Genomic DNA, 18496 nt, shown 5'->3' on the forward strand with positions numbered 1-18496 from the left:
CTCTCTATGTACATTGGCTGACTGACGTGCATTTTGTCAGAAACAGAATTCTCAGAATTAATTAATTTACAGAATAAGAAAAACAGCTTGGTTGGTAAACTAATGAATGTTTATAGGCTGGGTGCTGAGTGGGACATAAAAAAAATAAAAATGAGATTTGATACGGACAGACAAACACTATCGGACTTAAATATATTCCCTCAAGAAAGAGGAATAAAATCTGTCTTTGATTATTACAACAAAACTCAAACTAAAGGAGGAAAAGATTTGCTCCTGAGTATAATGAGAGAGCCTCTGAACGATTTGACAGAAATAAATTCCAGAATTTATTCGATCAAATTTTTACATGACAATGATTTATACTGCGTCCTTGAACGCAAGGATATAGATGCTATCGAGTACTATCTAAAACTAGATAAATCTGTCTTAAAAAACCATATTATAGATTCGATATATGATTACTACTCGAATCGTGTAAAACCTACTAATGAATACTATTTAATTTCAAGAGGAATTAACTGCCTCTATAAGCACGTCAGAAATCTGATTGATTTTTTTGAAAACGATGACATACCAGAGTTTCCCGGTTTTTTAGCCGAATTTAAAAGTGAAGTAGACAGAATAAAATATCATCCTGATTTCAACTCATTTATTAATAAAGACAGAAAAAAACTGAACTTAAGACAAATAAACAGATTCGACCATTTGATTAGAAAAAGTGAGAAAGAAACAATTGTAAAGGTATTGGAATTTACATACATGTTTGATAGTTATATTTCCTTAGCCTGCGTTGCAAAAGAACAAAAATTAGGATTTCCAACACTAATCGAAACGTCAAATCCAAAAATAAAAATTGAGGGTTTCTTTCATCCATTGATTGAGAACCCTGTGAAAAATGACATTAATTTTAGCAAAGATGAAAATCTTTGTTTTGTTTCGGGTGCTAATATGGCGGGTAAATCTACATTTCTAAAATCAATTGGATTATGCGTTTATCTTTCTCATATTGGTTTTCCAGTTCCTGCAAGAACAATGCTAACGCCTTTATTTCATGGGCTATATACAACCATCAATATCTCTGACAATATAAACAAAGGTTATAGTCATTATTACAGTGAAGTAAAAAGAGTAAAAGATATTACTCTGCTGATTAAGGAGCGAAAAAGGGTTTTTGTCATATTTGATGAATTATTTAGAGGAACTAACGTGAAAGATGCATTTGACGCAACTTTAATGATTACGCGTGGATTTTCAAGAATTAAGAACTCTATTTTTTTAATTTCGACACATATAGTTGAAGTTGGAAAAGAACTTGAAAAATCAGACAGTATTTGTTTTAAGTGTTTTGAATCAAAACTACATAGAGAAAAACCAGTATATAATTACATACTGAAAGATGGCCTTTCTTCCGAAAGACTTGGATTGACAATTATGAAGAACGAAGGAATTCTAGAAATGATTGACGAAATTGCGGAAAACGAAAATAAGTAAAGCTGCTAACACCCGCCCCTACCCGATTGTATCGCTTGGGTAAATAGAAGTGGAGTAAAGACAAACAAGGGGTATCTTGTAATAATGAGCAACTAAGCCGTACAATAGAATTGGCGTGGCAATATGAGTTAGGTCACGAACTTATAATCCTTCAGCCCCTCATTTATAAACAAGGGGCTGAAGGAAACTACAACGTTTATTTATGAATCAACTGTCCGGATCCTTTGATGTTCTTTTCTATTTCCGGATTGCCCGAGTAAACAATAATACCGCTGCCGGTAAGCGAAACACTAAGTTTTTTTACTGCAAAAACATTGGCCTTTCCGCTACCACTCAGTTTGCAATCGACGGTTTGTGATTTCAGATCGTCCAGATATAATTCACCACTTCCGGATACTGAAACGACAGTGCTATTGGCAACACCGTTTAGCTTGATGCGCCCGCTGCCGGAAATGTGAAGCTTGATGTCTTGATAACTCTCGTGGGTTAGCCCTGAAATGTTGCCACTACCGGAAACGCTTAGTTCTTTGATGGTTTTGAGTTTATTGATTTTCACGTCTCCGCTACCTGATATTTTGACAGAAAAAAGTGCTCCGGGAACCGTGATTTTAATTTTGGCTACACTGTTGCGTATAGAAGTGTTCGGTTTTGTGCCTATTGTCAACGTGCTGTTGTCTTTCGTGAATTTGTGCAAATCTATCAGATTCTCGTAATCGGTCAGCACAACCGAGAAAGTAGTACCGTTACTTATTTCTACATTTGCAGAAGAAGCAAGAACAATGGAATTAAAGTCTGTTACATTTATAACACGAGAAACGATCTTTCCTGAACCATTGAAATTATCTGCATTAACAGAGAAGAAAAACAATGTCAGAAAACCTGATAAAATTAACAATTTTGATTTCATAATTTGAATGTTTTGAGATTTGAGTGTATAAACTAAAGACGTATCCAAACAAAAAATATTACATCGAAGCCAAGAAAAGTATTTTATTTAACGATTATATAAATGTAACCATTGGTTGTTTACGTGAAAGTGCGGGTTGGAGGGTGAATTGCAACTCTATTTTCTCATTTGAGACTGCACGAAAAATGGACGAAACGACATTAAGCAAATGAATAATCATTGTGTGAATTAAAAAAAATAATTCAATCATTGATATTGTAAAATATAGTTTTTATCTTTGGAGCTGAAATTGTGTTAGCGTTGAAAAATGTCATAAAAATTCCCCGAAGTTAATCTTTCTGTAATTAGCATATAAGCAAATAAAAAACACAAGCAAGTTATGAAAACAAACAAAAATTTTTAGTGATTTTCATTCTGTCTTTAGCCTCAGTTTCGTTTGCTCAGAATTCAGGAAAAAAGTATTTTATTACGGGACAGGTTCTTGACGTTAATAGCAATCATGTATCGGGTGCAACTGTGTTGGTGGATAACAAAAGTACAGATATTGTTACCGACGAAAAAGAAAACTATAAGGTGATGGTAAAACCCGATGCCCAAATGCTATCAGTTTTCACGCTATCGGGCGGACTTATCAACGAAGAAATTAAGGGGCGTGTGGTCATTATTTTAAATTTGAAACGGCAATATCTCAAAAGGTAACGCCTCAAAAAGAGAGCCCGGAAAATGAAGAAGTAAATATAGGCTACGGAACGGCTCAGAAAAAAAACATGGCCACTAACGTTGCCACTGTTGATGGAAAAAAGAACAAATATGCATCCTATCAAAATGTGTATGAACTGATTCGGGGAGAGGTTCCGGGCGTTGAAGTAAACGGAACTAAAGTTAGAATCAGAGGTTTAGGTACCATTAATGGTTTAAGTGATCCATTGGTGCTGGTTAATAATGTTGAGGTGTCGATCGAGTCTTTCGGGTCTATCGATCCTCGAATGGTTAAATCTATAAACATTCTTAAAAGTCCTGATGCGTCGATCTATGGGGCAAAAGCTGCGAATGGAGTAATACTGATAAAGTTGCTAGAAAAATAATAACTTTCTTATATTCAATGCAAATTAGTCTGTTGAACTTTGCCCCGAAAGGGCTACATGAATGCTTAATAGAGATATAGGAAAAGCAATTTTATTGGATAGAAAGTGGATAGTCAGAAACTTTCATTCAGCATAATTAAATTAAAGAACCCTCTGCAAACTTAGTTTTGTAATCTCTGCGATAATAAATTTATCCTGAGTAAGTTCTATATAAACAGATTACCCTTAAATTTAAAACAAAAATAAGTCATGAAAACAAACAAAATCTTTTTAGTACTTTTCATTCTTACTTTATCGTGTAGTTCGTTTGCTCAGAACTCTGGAAAGAAGTATTATATTACCGGACAGGTACTTGATGCTAATGGCAAGCCAATATTTGGAGCCAAAGTGTTAGTAGACAATAAAAGTACCGATGTTTCTACCGATGTAAAAGGTAATTACAAGGTAAAAGTAAAACCCGATGCCACCATATTATCAGTTTTCTCCTTGTCCAGTGGACTACTAATCAATGAAGAAATTAATGGTCGTGTGGTAATAAACTTTAAATTTGAAGATGCAATGTCTCAAAGTGTATCGCCACAAAATGCGAATAAGGAAAATGAGGAAGTAAATATCGGTTACGGAACCATTAAAAAGAAAAATATGTCTACTAAGGTTCCTTCATATGATGGACAGAAGAGCAAATACGCAGCCTATCAAAATGTGTATGATATGATACGTGCCGAACTTCCAAATGTGCAGGTAGTAGGCGATAAAATAAGAGTAAAAGGTGCTTATGACACCAACAGTAGTCAGATTGACGCAATGATACTTGTGGACGGTGTAGAAATCTCATCGGTAGACGGCATTATTCCTCGGATGGTAAAGTCTATAAGTGTTCTTACTGGTGCTGATGCTTCTATCTACGGGGTTAGATCCGGACATGGTGTAATACTGATAACGCTGGTAAAGGAATAACATAGTACTTCTGTTTCGATTGGATGCGGAGTATATTTGTCCGGTGATTTACTTCACTGTTAATGACTAATGTGTACGTATATAAAAACCGGATAATAGCAAAAATAAGCAATATGAAGAAAGTTGTATCGACGATATTTATCGTTCTCGGATTGTATTTGGTTATGTACTCCGGTCGTACTTTGTGGAAAGTGTGGCTGGACGAACAAGATATAGCTGCTGAAAAAGTGAGTATGGCAGATTTTCTGAAAATCAAACATGAGAAGGAAAAACCAAACACTGCGTTTGATATGAAATACGATTTGAAAAAGTATGTTACGACCTGTCAAACAGCGAAAGCACGTCATTCAATCTTCTTGACCATTGGCCTGGCATTGTTGGTTGCCGGATTAACGATACTTGTTCACAGCAATAGAACTCAACTAACAATGTGGCTAACCAAAAAAGAATATCTTCAGTATGGTTTTGCAGCCATAGTACTGCATTCACTTTATTGGTTTATGATTGGGCTATTGTATTTTTCATTGCAAATGCTCGTAAAGAAAGAAGTATCCGGCTGTGTGGTCGACAGTATGTTTTTATTCTATGTTTCCGGGCTGTCCGGTTTCTATATCGCATATTTTTACCTTACGGATAAGTTTCTCAAGCCGGGAAAGTTGTTTAAATGGTTTATAGGCTGTTTACTTTCTATATTTATCGGCTTTTTCCTGGCGTATATGCTGCCCTATTTATCGTGGCTGATTCGTACTCCACACTCTCTTTCCAATATATCTTTTTATATCGGATTTTTATACATGGCTTTCTTTGTAGTGGCTAATGTTGTTATTGGTACAATCTTTAAAGGATTTTTTAATTGGATAAAGATTGCCTTCGGGTTACACAATGTGACCAATGCTGAAGCACCCTCTGTTGCATAAATGCCCGAAAGGCTAGAGACCATCCGAAACACTCAGGAGTAAAATAAGTGTTACAGAAGGATTTTTCTGAGTATTTATTTGCAATCTAGCACTTTTGCATGCCAAACGAATAAATTCTATCTTTGTACGCTGAAGCACTGATGATAATCTTATATCACAGCAGCTTCAGCGTTTTTATTTTTTATTTTTCTTTTTATATTTATGAATATGCGTAGAATTCTGTTCATTTTAGCAGCTGTCTTGACATTCTCAGGCCAAGCACAAAATAAGACCGTTTTAAAGGAAGGTATATGGCACGGACAATTGTCGGTGGCCGATAATCATAAAGCGCCTTTTCTCTTCAACGTAAAAAATGCCGGTACACCTTCGGCCAGTGTTGTGCTCATAAATGGTGAGGAGCGTGTGGAACTGACAGGAATAAAGTATCGGGGCGATTCGGTAATTATCCCCATCGAATCGTACGATGCAGTTATTAAAGCTTCTTTGTCCGGTACAACCTTGCAGGGTCGCTTTTTGAAAAACTATATCCCGAACGATGCCGGAATTGCTTTTACGGCGGAACACAACAATAAAAACCGTTTTACTCCGGTTGCTAATCCTACTGACATATTGTTAGACGGTAAATGGGACGTATTGTTTGTGGGCGAAAAGGGAGATACTACACGCAATGTGGGGATTTTTAAAACAGTGAACCGTATTGTTACAGGATCTATCCTGACCAATTCGGGCGATATGCGTTTTCTGGAAGGAGCATATACGACTACCGGTGTACAACTTTCGGCTTTTGCTGGGCTTAGTCCATACTTGTTTGAGCTGAACTTTGTAGGAAAAGATCGTTTCGAAGGTACTTTCTTTTCTGCCCGGTCTAAAACCAAACTGATAGGTGTGCGCAACAGTAAAGCAGGACTGGCCGACCCTTATTCGCTAACCAAACTTAAACCCAGATCTGAGGTACTTAGTTTTAAGTTACCGAACATAAACGGACAAACAGTATCAGTGAACGACGAACGCTACAAAAATAAAGTAGTGATTATTTCTATTCTTGGAAGCTGGTGTCCCAATTGCCTTGATGAAATGAAGTATCTGGCTCCCTGGTATAAAGCTAACAAAGCCCGAGGTGTGGAAATTATCGGTTTGTCGTTCGAACGTAAAGATGATTTTGCTTATGCAAAGGCTGCCATTAGTAGGCTGAAAACCAAGTATGGTGCCGAATACGAAATTCTGTTTGCCGGAAAAGTGGGAGACGAAGCCACAGCAAAAGTATTACCCGAAATAGAAAAAGTTTCGAGCTACCCAACCACCATTTTTATTGACAAAAAGGGGAAAGTCCGCAAAATTTACACCGGTTACAATGGTCCGGCCACAGGATTATTCTACGAAGAATTTAAGCAGGAATTCAATGCACTGATGGATCAGTTGCTTGCCGAATAAATTGAAATTTTTCAATAAGCACCGTTCCGGATTTTTTCTAACAATGTCTCTTTTTTTTCAACATAAAAAACATATTATAGCCTAAAATAGTTGTATAAAGTGAAAACAAACTAAAGCTTGCTTTGACTTTATACGCGGCATGAGGTATCAGATATATTCCGGCATATTCTTATTAATACTGATATTCAATATATTCAGGTTTGAAATTCCATACATTGAGTATGCGATTTTCAAGCCTTATATCGCTAAAAACCTTTGTGTAAACAGAGATAAGCCTAAGAGTTGTTGCGAAGGAAAATGCTTCAGAGAAAAGCAAATCAAACAAATCAGTTCGACGCGCGACTCCGATACTACGAATGAGAAAAACTCCAATAAAATTCCACAATCCAAAGAGCTGAAGGAGTTTTTGCAAACACGCAATGCACTCCCTACCCTAGCCGAATTAGACTTCAACTATCCTATTCATAACGAAACGCTTATCGAGACCCGATTCGTTTCCAACGTATTTGTGCCTCCTAAATTTTAGATTTTCAGTTTTCAGTTATGCCTGTATTCCTTTTTTACTGGCTAATCGTGCGTGTACACAACCTAAGTTTGTGGGCAAGCTTACTCATCGTATTAATTATACAACAATAAAAATTGAAAAATCTAAAAATGAAAACTAAACTAACAAAAATTCTATATATACTGGCCATCTCAGCCATTTTCGTTTCATGTAAAGACGATATAAACACACCTACCGTAAATCCGCTTGATGGACTTACCAAGTTACAGGAAGGTTACGCTCTTGGAGCCTCTGCCAAAGTTCAGATTTGGGGTAAGAAAAACTTTTTCATGGGTTATAATAAGCTCACGGTAGTTTTACTGGATTCGGTGAACAAGGCTGATACCATTAAAGATGCTCATATTCACTTTATGCCGGTAATGACTATGGGCAGCGGTATGATGGCTATGCAGCATGCTTGCCCGGTAGAGAACCCTGACGAAACTCCGGTGAACGGAGTCTTTCCGGGTGCAGTGGCATTTGTTATGCCCACGAGTACCGATGGTAGCTGGAACCTGAGCGTAATGGTACACAATCATAAGAATAACAAAGAAGGAACCGCAGTTTTTAATATTACGGTTGATAATCCTTCGACACCGCTTATGAGTGTATTTACAGCAACAACTCCCGACGCTTCAAAACTGGTACTGTCGTTGGTAGAGCCTACAGCGCCAAAAGTAGGAATGAATGATATAGAGTTTACCATTCACCGCAAAGAAACCATGATGAGCTGGCCGGCCGATACGGGTTATACCATTGAAATAACACCCGAAATGCCAAGCATGGGACATGGTTCGCCAAACAACGTAAATCCGGTTCATATCGGAAACGGACACTACAAAGGGAAAGTGAACTTCACCATGACCGGCGAATGGAAAGTGAACGTACTGGTCAAAAAGGATGGCGTTGCTGTATCGAATAATGCCTTCTTTACAATTACATTCTGATAATAAATAGTTTTATTTACATGACAGCTTCTCCTGAGCCTTACATTCAGGGGAAGCTCTGTAACACCATTTTTATATGATAAAAAAACTATTTTTACTCCTGTTTCTATGCGGAAGTATGACAGTGCTTGCACAGCCGGGTGTAACCGAAAAAGAGGTGAGCGACACCATAAAACTGAAGGATGTACTTGTATCGGTTTCTCTGCCGCTGAACAACAAAGATATCGTTGATTTTTACCGAACCAATCAGTTTTCGACACTTGATAATATCACAGCACGGTTGGATGGTCTGTCATTGATTAAGCGGGGAGCTTATGCACTGGAGCCCCAAGTAAACGGGTTCTCGGGTGGGCAGTTGAATCTGACGATAGACGGAATGCGAATGTTTGGAGCCTGTACCGATAAGATGGATCCGATAACATCATATATAGAACCTACCAACCTGAAAAGTATCAACGTAAAACAAGGTACGGGCAGTTGTCAGACCGGTTGTAATATCGGAGGTTCAGTAGATTTTTCCTTATCAGAGCCGACCGAAGGTTTGGGGCAACATTTTTTGTCGGTAGCTTTTGGACATGAAAGCATTTCGCGGGGAAATAATATCCTTTTTTCGATGGGACTGGGCAAGGATAAATGGAACTGGCTGATTGATGGCGTTTACCGGAAAAATGAGAATTACCGAGATGGAAATAACCGTGAAATTCTTTTCTCTCAATTTGAGAAAATAAATCTCCACACGGCCATGAAGTACAAGGTCGATGAGGTGAATTCTCTTAAGTTGGATGTGCTATATGATCTGGCTCAACATGTGGGATATCCTGCACTACCGATGGACGTAAGCAAGGCTCGTGCCACGCTTTTCGCACTGGAATACCAACGCAAAACCAATATGCCACTTAAAGCCAAACTATATTACAATGAGGTACTTCACATTATGGACGACTCGCAGCGTGACAGTTTGTATTTATTGAAAAACAAGCCTGTAGGCAAGTCCGATTCGGTATATATGCGTATGGATATGCCCGGAAAAAGTTCTACGCTGGGTGCTTACGTACAACTGGATATTCCGTGGAACGAGAAAAACAACCTGACGGTAAAAGCGGATAACTACAGCAATAAATCTATAGCCGAAATGACCATGCATATGCGTTATGCCGGATTTTCACCCGAACCTCCGATGTACATGCAAACCTGGCCGGCTATGCTGCGGAATGTCAGCGGATTATTTCTGGAAAACAGCACCTATCTGTCCGATAGACTAACTCTTTTGTTGAATGGAAGAGTTGATTATACTATAGATAATTTGCAATCAGAATACGGTCAACAACAATTCTCTGTGTTCAATTATTCAATATCGGATACGCAAAGCAAGCTGGTCAAAAGCTTGAATTTGTCTGCTCAGTATCGTATCAGTACAGGGATCTCCATTATGGCATCTACCGGATATGCCGAACGTATGCCAACCATTGGCGAACGGCTTGGCTTTTATTTGTACAATGCGTACGATGGATATGATTATATCGGTAATCCGTATATCAAACCGGAAAAATCGAACTTCTTCAGATTGAATTTTCAACTTTCCAAGCCGACTATCAAGTTGAATTTTAATCAGTCTTTCAGTTTCCTGCACGACTATATTATGGGTATTACCAATACGCAGATAGCAGCCATGAATTTTTATGCTAAAGGTATAAGGGTTTATTCGAACGTGCCTGATGCTAAATTATATAGTGCCGACTTGCAGGTATTGTATTCTCCCATAGCATCGTGGTCGTTTTTCTTGTTGTCCAAACTCACGGTTGGTGAAATACAAAACGGCAAACCTATGCCGCTGATTTCTCCACTGAAAAATGTTTTGGCCGTTCAGTACGAGAAAGATAATCTAATGATTCAGGCTGAATGCGAATCGGCACTAGCCCAAAACAGAATTAATTCAGACTACGGTGAGCATGTAACTCCTGCTTATACTGTATGGAATGTGAAAGGCGGATACAAATTCAATATTTCGGAAATGCAGCTTGATGCCGGTTTGGGTGTAACAAATCTATTGAATAAGGTTTACTATGAACACCTTGACTGGAGCCGAATCAACAGACCCGGACGGAGTCTGGAACTGTATGTAAAGTTTAGTTATTGATAATCTCCGTTGTATGTAATGTTGTTATAAAAAATCCATTTATCTGCTGTTTACAAAACTTTAACGGGTATTTTGCTGCAAATAAGAGTTTAAACTTTTACTTTTGCCTTCAACTATTTCAGTGTACAGTTGTTTTAAGGCTAAATGAAAAAAATATTCTCCATATTATTTGCAGCATTGATACTCCTTTCGGGGATGCATCTGTCGCTTGCTACGCACTTGTGTGGTGGAGAAATATCGGCTGTAAAGCTTTCTTTTGATCATGAAAAAGCCGGTTGTGGAATGTGTTCCACTGAAGCTAATTCAGGAGAAAAAAGCATTGCGCCCGAAAGTTGCTGTAAAGATGAAATATCTTTTCTGGCTGTAGATAACAATTACAGCCCCTCAACTATACAAATTTACCACACTGCAAATCAACTGTTGCAGGTGTTTGATATTCCCCAAACGATTGGAATTGTATCTATTCATACTAATTCTGCTACCAACGCAAATGTCCAGCAACCCGGCAACTATATTGCCGCTGCTGTAAGCCTCCCCGACATTTGTGTATTCCGCATTTAAAAACCCCTAATCCCCTAAAGGGGACTTTAAAAGTGCGTTTTTGAAGTGTTTCATGATTGAAACACCTCTTCTCATTATATTTTTTCAACAAACAATTTATTAAATTCAAGGTCTTAAGCCCCTTTAGGGGTTTGGGGTCCTCATAAACATACATCAAAATGAAAACTATAAAATTCTTCATAGCCATAATGGCACTTACTATCTCTACCGTTGCATTTGCAGCAAACAAAACAGAATCTATCAAAGTATCGGGCAATTGCGAAACCTGTAAAGCCCGCATAGAAAAAGCGGCTAAAGTAACCGGCGTTACCAAAGCCGATTGGAGTGAAAAAACAAAGGTATTAACCCTGGTTTATGATCCGGCTAAAGTGAAAAGCGACGACGTGCAAAAGAAAATTGCAGCCGTAGGTCACGACACTCCCAAGTATAAAGCCACAGCTGCTGTGTACAATGCGTTGCCGGGATGTTGCAAATACCGATAAAATGACCCCCAACCCCCTAAAGGGGGCTTTGGGGTTACTGTTTTCTACATTCATCTCATTTATTCATCTTTTAATTCCCCTTTAGGGGTTAGGGGTCTATGTTCAATAAACTCGTCAAATATTTTCTCGAGCACAGGCTGATTACCTTTATTTTTCTGATTGCCTTCGTGGTGATGGGAATTGCGTATTCGCCCTTCAATTGGAAAACGGGAGTTATTCCCCGTGATCCGATTCCGGTAGATGCCATTCCCGATATTGGTGACAACCAGCAAATCGTTTCTACCGAATGGATGGGTCGCTCGCCCAAAGATATTCAGGATCAGATTAGTTATCCGCTTACTTCCGCCTTGCTGGGCATTCCGGGGGTGAAAACCATTCGGAGTACGTCCATGTTCGGCATGTCGTTTATCTACATTATTTTCAAAGATAATGTGGAGTTCTACTGGAGTCGTTCACGTATTTTGGAAAAACTGAATTCGTTGCCTGCCGGAACATTACCGCAAGGTGTTCAACCGTCCTTAGGTCCGGACGCAACTGCTTTAGGACAAATATTCTGGTATACGCTCGAAGGGCGTGACCCGAAAACAGGGAAACCCAATGGCGGTTGGAATCCGCAGGAATTGCGCACCATTCAGGATTTCTATGTAAAATACAGTCTGTCGGCTGCCGAAGGTGTTTCGGAAGTGGCTTCGGTGGGCGGTTTTACCAAAGAATATCAGGTGGATGTAAACCCCGAAGCGTTGAAAGCTTTTGGTGTTTCGGTGATGGATGTGATGAATGCCGTAAAGAAAAGTAATCTCGATATTGGTGCCGAAACCGTGGAACTGAATAATGTGGAATACATTATCCGGGGACTCGGCTACGTGAAGAATCTGGAGGATCTGGATAACTCGGTTGTTTCAGTACGGAACAATATTCCGGTGCGCATTAAAGATGTTGCCCGTACTTCCTTTGGGCCTGCTACCCGCCGTGGTGGACTGGATAAAGCCGGAAGTGAAGCGGTAGGAGCGGTGGTGGTAGCCCGTTATGGCTCTAATCCGATGGAAGTGATTGGCAATATAAAGGCCAAAATAAAAGAAACAGCAGCCGGATTGCCTCAGAAGACTTTGCCGGATGGTAGCATTTCGAAAGTTACCGTGGTGCCGTTTTACGACCGTACGGGTTTGATTAAAGAAACGATCGGAACACTCGAATCGGCTCTTTCGCACGAAATTCTGATTAGTATCATCGTTATTATTGTGCTGGTGTTGAATCTTCGGGCTTCGGTCATCGTTGCCGGACTGTTGCCGCTGGGTGTGCTGATGACTTTTATTCTGATGCATTTTTTCCATGTGGATGCTAATATCGTGGCGTTATCCGGTATTGCCATTGCCATTGGCGTAATGGTGGATATTGGAATTGTGGATGTCGAGAATATTCTGCGACATTTGGAAATGCCAGAGAACAAAGGCATTCGTGGTAAAGAACTGATGAATGTTATTTACCTTGCCACAACGGAAGTACGTGCTGCGGTGGTGACTTCCATCGCGACAACTATTGTCAGCTTCTTGCCGGTATTTGCCATGGAAGCTGCCGAAGGAAAACTGTTTCACCCGCTCGCGTTCACCAAAACATTCGCTTTGTTGTCGGCCTTTATCCTTGGTATCGTGGTGCTACCTACTTTGGTGCATATTGTTTTTGATATACGGATAGATACAAAGAAAATTCGTCGGTATTTCAATGGTGGATTAATCATTGCCGGAATACTGTTCGTCGCAATCTGGCAGGTTTGGCCGGCTTTGGCATTGGTGGCTGTGGGAATCAATAACCTGCAGGATTACCGTTGGCCGAAAGAAAGGAAAGAGTATCCAAACTATATCAATATTGCCATAACCGTTTTGGTGGCGGTGTATTATTTATCCATGGAATGGTTGCCGTTGGGTGCTCACAACAGTTTGTTCGTCAACTTCCTGTTTGTGGCGGGAATCGTTGCGGTTATTCTGGGTGCGTTGATGACGATGGTTCATTTTTACGAACCGATTCTTCGTTGGGCATTGATACATAAATGGAAATTTTTGATCCTTCCGGCTTTTACGTTATTCTTTGGATTGTTGGTATGGATGGGATTCGATAAAGTATTCGGACCGGTAGCAACCAGTGCTGAGAAAATAGGCTGGCAAGCACCGGCAAAGGCTTTCCCCGGAATTGGCAAAGAATTTATGCCGTCGCTCAACGAAGGTTCGTATCTGCTGATGCCAACCAGTATGCCGCATTCGAGCATCGAAAAAAATCTGCAATATATCGAAACACTGGATAAACGACTTGCATCTATTCCCGAAGTGGAAGTGGCGGTGGGCAAATGGGGACGCGTGAATTCAGCGCTCGATCCGGCTCCTGTGCAGATGTTCGAAAACACCATTAATTATCGCCCCGAATATATTCTGAACGAAGAAGGTCACCGCGAACGCTTCAAGGTGGACAAAGAAGGTGCTTTTTTGTTGAAAAACGGAAAGACTTTCAATGCAGAAAAAGAAACTTTCCGAGCCATTCCTGCCGATAGTTTGATTGTTTCTGCAAAAGGAGAATATTTCCGCCAATGGCGGCCGCAGATTAAAAAGCCGAACGATATATGGAACGAAATTGTAAAAGTGACTGATATTCCCGGCTTGACTTCTGCACCAAAACTACAACCAATTGAAACCCGATTGGTAATGCTTTCTACCGGAATGCGTGCGCCGATGGGCTTAAAGGTCTACGGACCGGATTTGGAATCGATAGAAAAAGCGGGTATGCAGTTCGAAAAAGTCTTGAAACATGTTCCGTCAGTCAAAGGCTCGTCGGTGTTTTACGACCGTGCGGTGGGAGCACCTTATCTGGAAATAAAGCTGAACCGCGAAAACATGGCGCGATACGGAATGACCGTGAGTGATGTGCAGGAAATTTTGCAGGTAGCTATGGGTGGTATGGCGTTGAGTACTTCAGTGGAAGGGCGGGAACGCTTCCCTATGCGGGTAAGATATGCCCGTGAGTTGCGCGACAATCCCGAAGATATTAAGCGGATTCTGATTCCGGCTATGAACGGTACGCAAATTCCGTTGAGCGAACTGGCTGATATCAATTACACTCGCGGTGCACAAATGATTAAAACCGAAAATACATTTTTGGTGGGTTATGTCATTTTCGACAAGGTGGAAAGCAAAGCCGAAGTGGATGTGGTGAACGAAGCATCCGATATTTTGAAGAAAAAGCTGGATTCGGGTGAATTGAAATTGCCTACCGGTGTGACCTATAAATTTGCCGGAAATTACGAGAATGAGATTCGGGCAACGGAACGACTGTCCATTGTGATTCCGATTAGTTTATTGCTGATTCTGCTCTTGTTGTACTTCCAGTTCAAAACGGTGACAGCTTCCTTTATCCATTTTTCAGGCGTGTTTGTGGCCTTTGCAGGAGGATTTATCATGCTGTGGCTCTACGGTCAGGATTGGTTTTTGAACTTCTCCGTTGCCGGAATGAATCTGCGCGATCTGTTTCAAATGCACCCCATTAATCTGAGTGTGGCGGTCTGGGTAGGATTTATCGCCTTGTTTGGTATTGCCACCAACGATGGTGTGATTATGGGAACGTATATTCATCAGGTGTTCGAAGACAAGAAACCTAAAACGGTGCATGATGTACGCGAAGCGGTGATTGAAGCCGGCAAAAAGAGGGTGCGTCCGGCTATGATGACCACGGCTGTGGCGGTAATTGCATTGCTACCTGTACTTACATCTACCGGAAAAGGTGCAGACATTATGGTGCCAATGGCTATTCCTACGTTTGGAGGAATGATTATTCAGGTGATGACCATTTTTGTGGTGCCGTTGTTTCAGGCGATGTGGAGAGAGAAGACAATTCATAATGCATAATTCAGGTGTAGTGTGATAAAGATTTTAAACGACAAGCCCGAAGGGCTTGAATGTGAATAACCACGGGTAAAACCCGTGGGAGAAACGAGAGATAAAACCAGCCCTGAAGGGGCTGAATATCACAAGATAATGTTGTTCAACCCCTTCAGGGTTGGTTTTATAAGCTTTACCTATCCGTGGGTTTTACCCACGGTTATTCACATTTAGCCACTTCATGGCAAAGATCCAATCTATATTTTACATTTATGATTAAAGGATTAATAAAAATGAGAAAACTAATATTATATATCGGCTTATTGGCTTTCAGTATGCAAGGTTATTCGCAGGATTCGCTCATGCATTATCTTGAGCTTGCTACAAAAAACAACCCGACGGTTTTGCAGCGATACAACGAATATCAGGCTGCATTGCAAAAGGTACCGCAAGTGAGCAGCTTGCCCGATCCTCAATTGGAAATGGGTGTTTTTTTAAGTCCGATGGAAGTGCTGAGTGGTAATCAGGTGGCAGATATCAAGCTGATGCAAATGTTTCCGTGGTTTGGTGTAATCAAGAATGCTAAGGATGAAATGAGCCTTATGGCTAAAGGGAAATACGAAACTTTCAGGGATGCGAAGTTGCAGGTTTACTACGATGTACAGCGTGCCTGGTTCGATTTGTATCGGATCCGCCAAAATATCCGTATTTCGGAAAAGAACGTGGAACTTTTGAAAACCATAGAGCGACTCACGTTGGTAAAGTTTCGGTCAGGTTCTTCGGCGAGTAGTGCTGCTTCCGGTGGAAATATGTCGGGTAGTGCTGTTCCAATAACCACTTCCGGTTCTTCGGGGATGAATACCATGGGTGGCAGTTCAGGAACTTCAACAGCTTCTCGCCCTGCAACTTCATCGGGTTCGGTTTCTATGAGTTCTGCAACCGGAGCTTCCGGCTTGTCGGAAGTGTACCAGATTCAAATTGAGGCAGCAAGTTTGGAAGATAATATTGCTTCCTTGCAGACAGAAGAACAGTCGGCTGTAGCACGCTTCAACAGTTTGCTGAATCGTCCGCCGAAAACACCTGTCGCATCTACTGACTTGTTGCCCACGGAACCCCTAGATATAGCCTATTTGTCAGTAAATGATTCGATGTTTACCCACAATCCCATGTTGGGTATGCTGGCGTACGAGCAACAATCGCTTGCAGCACGCACCAAAATGCAAAAACAAATGGGTCTGCCCATGGTTGGAGTGGGTCTGAATTATACGGTTATCAATAAAAACGAGATGTCCACTTCGGCCATGAACGGGCAGGATATGATAATGCCTATGCTCACGGTGACATTGCCCATTTATCGAAAGAAATATAAGGCGCAGCAAGCGGAAACCCGGTTTTTGAAAACGGCTTCGGAACAGAATTACCAGGCTACGGCTAATATGTTACAATCGCAATATTACGAAGCGTTGCAACAATATAATGATGCCGGACGACGCATTAAATTGTACGATAATCAAGGTCAATTGGCGAAAAAGTCGTTGGATATTTCCATTAAAACCTTTTCATCGTCGGCCTCCGGCTTAAGCGATATTCTGCGCATCCGCCAGCAATTACTCGACTATGAACTGAAACAAGTGGAAGCCGTGGTGGAATTTAATAGGGCGGAAGCGTTGATAAAACGCTTGATAACGACCCCAAATACGACCCCAAACCCCTAAAGGGGCTTAAAGACCAAGTTTCTTTAATTGAAATAATTCAAACGTTGAAGTAATAAAATAAAAACAATACTAACTTCTGTTCCCCTTTAGGGGTTAGGGGTCTAAAAAATAAAGATAGCATATGAACAAAATATTTAAAACTAACTCCGGTTCCCCTTTAGGGGCTAGGGGTTCTTGGCTTAAGGGTCTTCTCTTAGTTCTTGCCGGACTGTTCCTGGGTTGGTTGTTCTTTCATTCGCCAAAGGCGGTGACGGACGAGCACAATCATTCGGCAAACGAAACGAAAAAGCAACTGTGGACTTGCTCTATGCACCCACAGATCAGACTGGATCATCCGGGTAAATGTCCGATATGCGCTATGGATCTCATTCCCGTCGTGGAAAGTAAAGGTGCTAAAGCTGATTCCAATGCAGTTCACTTCAGTAAAGAGGCAGCTGAACTGGCCAATGTAGCCACGTCGGTTGTCAGTCGTCAACAGCCAAGCAAAGATGTCCGACTTTATGGCAAAGTACAGGCCGACGAACGTTTGTTGCAAAATCAGGTGGCGCACATTGGCGGTCGGATTGAAAAACTGTTCGTGAACTTCACGGGCGAACCGGTTCGTAAAGGACAGTTGTTGGCTATGATTTATTCGCCCGACCTGATTACGGCTCAACAGGAATTGATTGAAGCAGCTAAAAGCAAACAAACGCAGCCGGAAATATACCATGCAGCCATGGAAAAACTGATGCAATGGATGCTTACCGAAAAACAAATTGCCCAAATAGAGCGATCGGGAAAGGTAAAGACGAACTTCGAAGTCTATTCCAATACGTCGGGAATTGTAACTGCCCGACGCGTCAATACGGGCGATCATGTGTCGGAAGGCAGCGTGTTGTACGACATTGCCAACCTTTCGCAGGTTTGGGTGCTGTTTGATGCTTACGAAAGCGATTTGCCTTTCCTTAAAGTGGGTAATACCATTTCATTTACGTTGCAGGCCTTGCCCGGAACCAACTTTTCGGCAAAAATACAGTTTATTGATCCGGTGATTGATCCGGTGAACCGCGTGGCCAAAGTGCGGGTGGAAGTGAGTAATGTCGGTGGAAAGCTGAAACCCGAGATGTTTGCCACCGGTGTGGTAAAGGCCAATCTGACCGAGTTTAAAGATAAACTGGTTATTCCACGTTCGGCAGTATTGTGGACCGGCAAACGCTCCATCGTGTATGTGAAACAGCCCAATACCAAAGATGTCAACTTCAAAATGCGCGAAATTGAACTTGGCCCAATGCTTGGCAATAGCTATGTGGTACTTGCTGGTTTGACCGTTGGCGAAGAAATAGTAACGGATGGTACCTTCAGCGTAGATGCTGCGGCGCAATTGGCAGGAAAGCCGAGTATGATGAATAGGTAGATATTCTTCAACCACTGTCAGAGTCCTGTGGACTGCTGACAGCGGTTGAATCTATTTTTTACTATAACC

General features: G+C 40.9%; 15 protein-coding genes. 14 read left to right on the forward strand and 1 reads right to left on the reverse strand.

Annotation, left to right across the window (positions count from 1 at the left end; genetic code table 11):
* The first annotated feature begins 33 nt into the window (after window positions 1-33).
* Entirely contained in the window at window positions 34-1491 is a 1458-nt protein-coding gene (locus tag PALPR_RS04980; protein WP_148226427.1) for a MutS-related protein, read from the forward strand.
* 196 nt (window positions 1492-1687) lie between these two features.
* On the opposite strand, the gene PALPR_RS04985 is transcribed toward PALPR_RS04980, so the two are convergent.
* On the reverse strand, window positions 1688-2398 hold the full coding sequence (locus PALPR_RS04985) for a head GIN domain-containing protein (protein WP_013444526.1): 711 nt from the start codon (window positions 2396-2398) through the stop codon (window positions 1688-1690).
* Between the two features lie 402 nt (window positions 2399-2800).
* Here PALPR_RS04985 and PALPR_RS04990 point away from each other — a divergent pair, with 402 nt between their 5' ends.
* The 13 genes from PALPR_RS04990 to PALPR_RS05050 all read left to right on the forward strand — a co-directional run bounded on the left by PALPR_RS04990 (window position 2801) and on the right by PALPR_RS05050 (window position 18427).
* On the forward strand, window positions 2801-3097 hold the full coding sequence (locus PALPR_RS04990) for a peptidase associated/transthyretin-like domain-containing protein (protein ID WP_041620252.1): 297 nt from the start codon (window positions 2801-2803) through the stop codon (window positions 3095-3097).
* 68 nt (window positions 3098-3165) lie between these two features.
* Window positions 3166-3483 carry a TonB-dependent receptor plug domain-containing protein gene (locus PALPR_RS04995; protein ID WP_049776949.1) on the forward strand — a complete coding sequence of 106 codons (318 nt, stop codon included), beginning with the start codon at window positions 3166-3168 and terminating at the stop codon, window positions 3481-3483.
* Window positions 3484-3732: 249 nt separating this feature from the next.
* The gene (locus tag PALPR_RS05000) at window positions 3733-4440 is read left to right on the forward strand and encodes a carboxypeptidase-like regulatory domain-containing protein (RefSeq protein WP_013444527.1); all 708 of its coding nucleotides are present in this window, start codon (window positions 3733-3735) and stop codon (window positions 4438-4440) included.
* Window positions 4441-4553: 113 nt separating this feature from the next.
* Window positions 4554-5357 carry a hypothetical protein gene (locus PALPR_RS05005; RefSeq protein WP_013444528.1) on the forward strand — a complete coding sequence of 268 codons (804 nt, stop codon included), beginning with the start codon at window positions 4554-4556 and terminating at the stop codon, window positions 5355-5357.
* 207 nt (window positions 5358-5564) lie between these two features.
* Window positions 5565-6788 (forward strand): peroxiredoxin family protein, encoded by a 1224-nt coding sequence (locus PALPR_RS05010; protein WP_041620254.1) that lies wholly within the window; start codon window positions 5565-5567, stop codon window positions 6786-6788.
* A gap of 139 nt (window positions 6789-6927) precedes the next feature.
* The gene (locus PALPR_RS05015) at window positions 6928-7314 is read left to right on the forward strand and encodes a hypothetical protein (RefSeq protein WP_013444530.1); all 387 of its coding nucleotides are present in this window, start codon (window positions 6928-6930) and stop codon (window positions 7312-7314) included.
* Window positions 7315-7442: 128 nt separating this feature from the next.
* The gene (locus PALPR_RS15310; RefSeq protein ID WP_013444531.1) at window positions 7443-8279 is read left to right on the forward strand and encodes a FixH family protein; all 837 of its coding nucleotides are present in this window, start codon (window positions 7443-7445) and stop codon (window positions 8277-8279) included.
* 76 nt (window positions 8280-8355) lie between these two features.
* Window positions 8356-10416, forward strand: coding sequence for a TonB-dependent receptor (locus PALPR_RS05025; RefSeq protein ID WP_013444532.1), 2061 nt, complete (start codon window positions 8356-8358; stop codon window positions 10414-10416).
* 144 nt (window positions 10417-10560) lie between these two features.
* Window positions 10561-10977, forward strand: coding sequence for an HYC_CC_PP family protein (locus tag PALPR_RS05030; RefSeq protein ID WP_013444533.1), 417 nt, complete (start codon window positions 10561-10563; stop codon window positions 10975-10977).
* A 158-nt stretch (window positions 10978-11135) separates the two neighbouring features.
* Window positions 11136-11459, forward strand: a complete 324-nt coding sequence (locus PALPR_RS05035; RefSeq protein ID WP_013444534.1) for a heavy-metal-associated domain-containing protein — start codon at window positions 11136-11138, stop codon at window positions 11457-11459.
* A 98-nt stretch (window positions 11460-11557) separates the two neighbouring features.
* A complete protein-coding gene (locus tag PALPR_RS05040) occupies window positions 11558-15346 on the forward strand; it encodes an efflux RND transporter permease subunit (protein ID WP_013444535.1) in 3789 nt (1262 codons plus the stop codon).
* 266 nt (window positions 15347-15612) lie between these two features.
* Window positions 15613-17034, forward strand: a complete 1422-nt coding sequence (locus tag PALPR_RS05045) for a TolC family protein (protein WP_013444536.1) — start codon at window positions 15613-15615, stop codon at window positions 17032-17034.
* A gap of 121 nt (window positions 17035-17155) precedes the next feature.
* Entirely contained in the window at window positions 17156-18427 is a 1272-nt protein-coding gene (locus tag PALPR_RS05050) for an efflux RND transporter periplasmic adaptor subunit (protein WP_013444537.1), read from the forward strand.
* The last annotated feature ends 69 nt before the right edge of the window (window positions 18428-18496 follow it).

The organism is Paludibacter propionicigenes WB4 (assembly GCF_000183135.1).
Classification (GTDB): Bacteria; Bacteroidota; Bacteroidia; order Bacteroidales; family Paludibacteraceae; genus Paludibacter; species Paludibacter propionicigenes.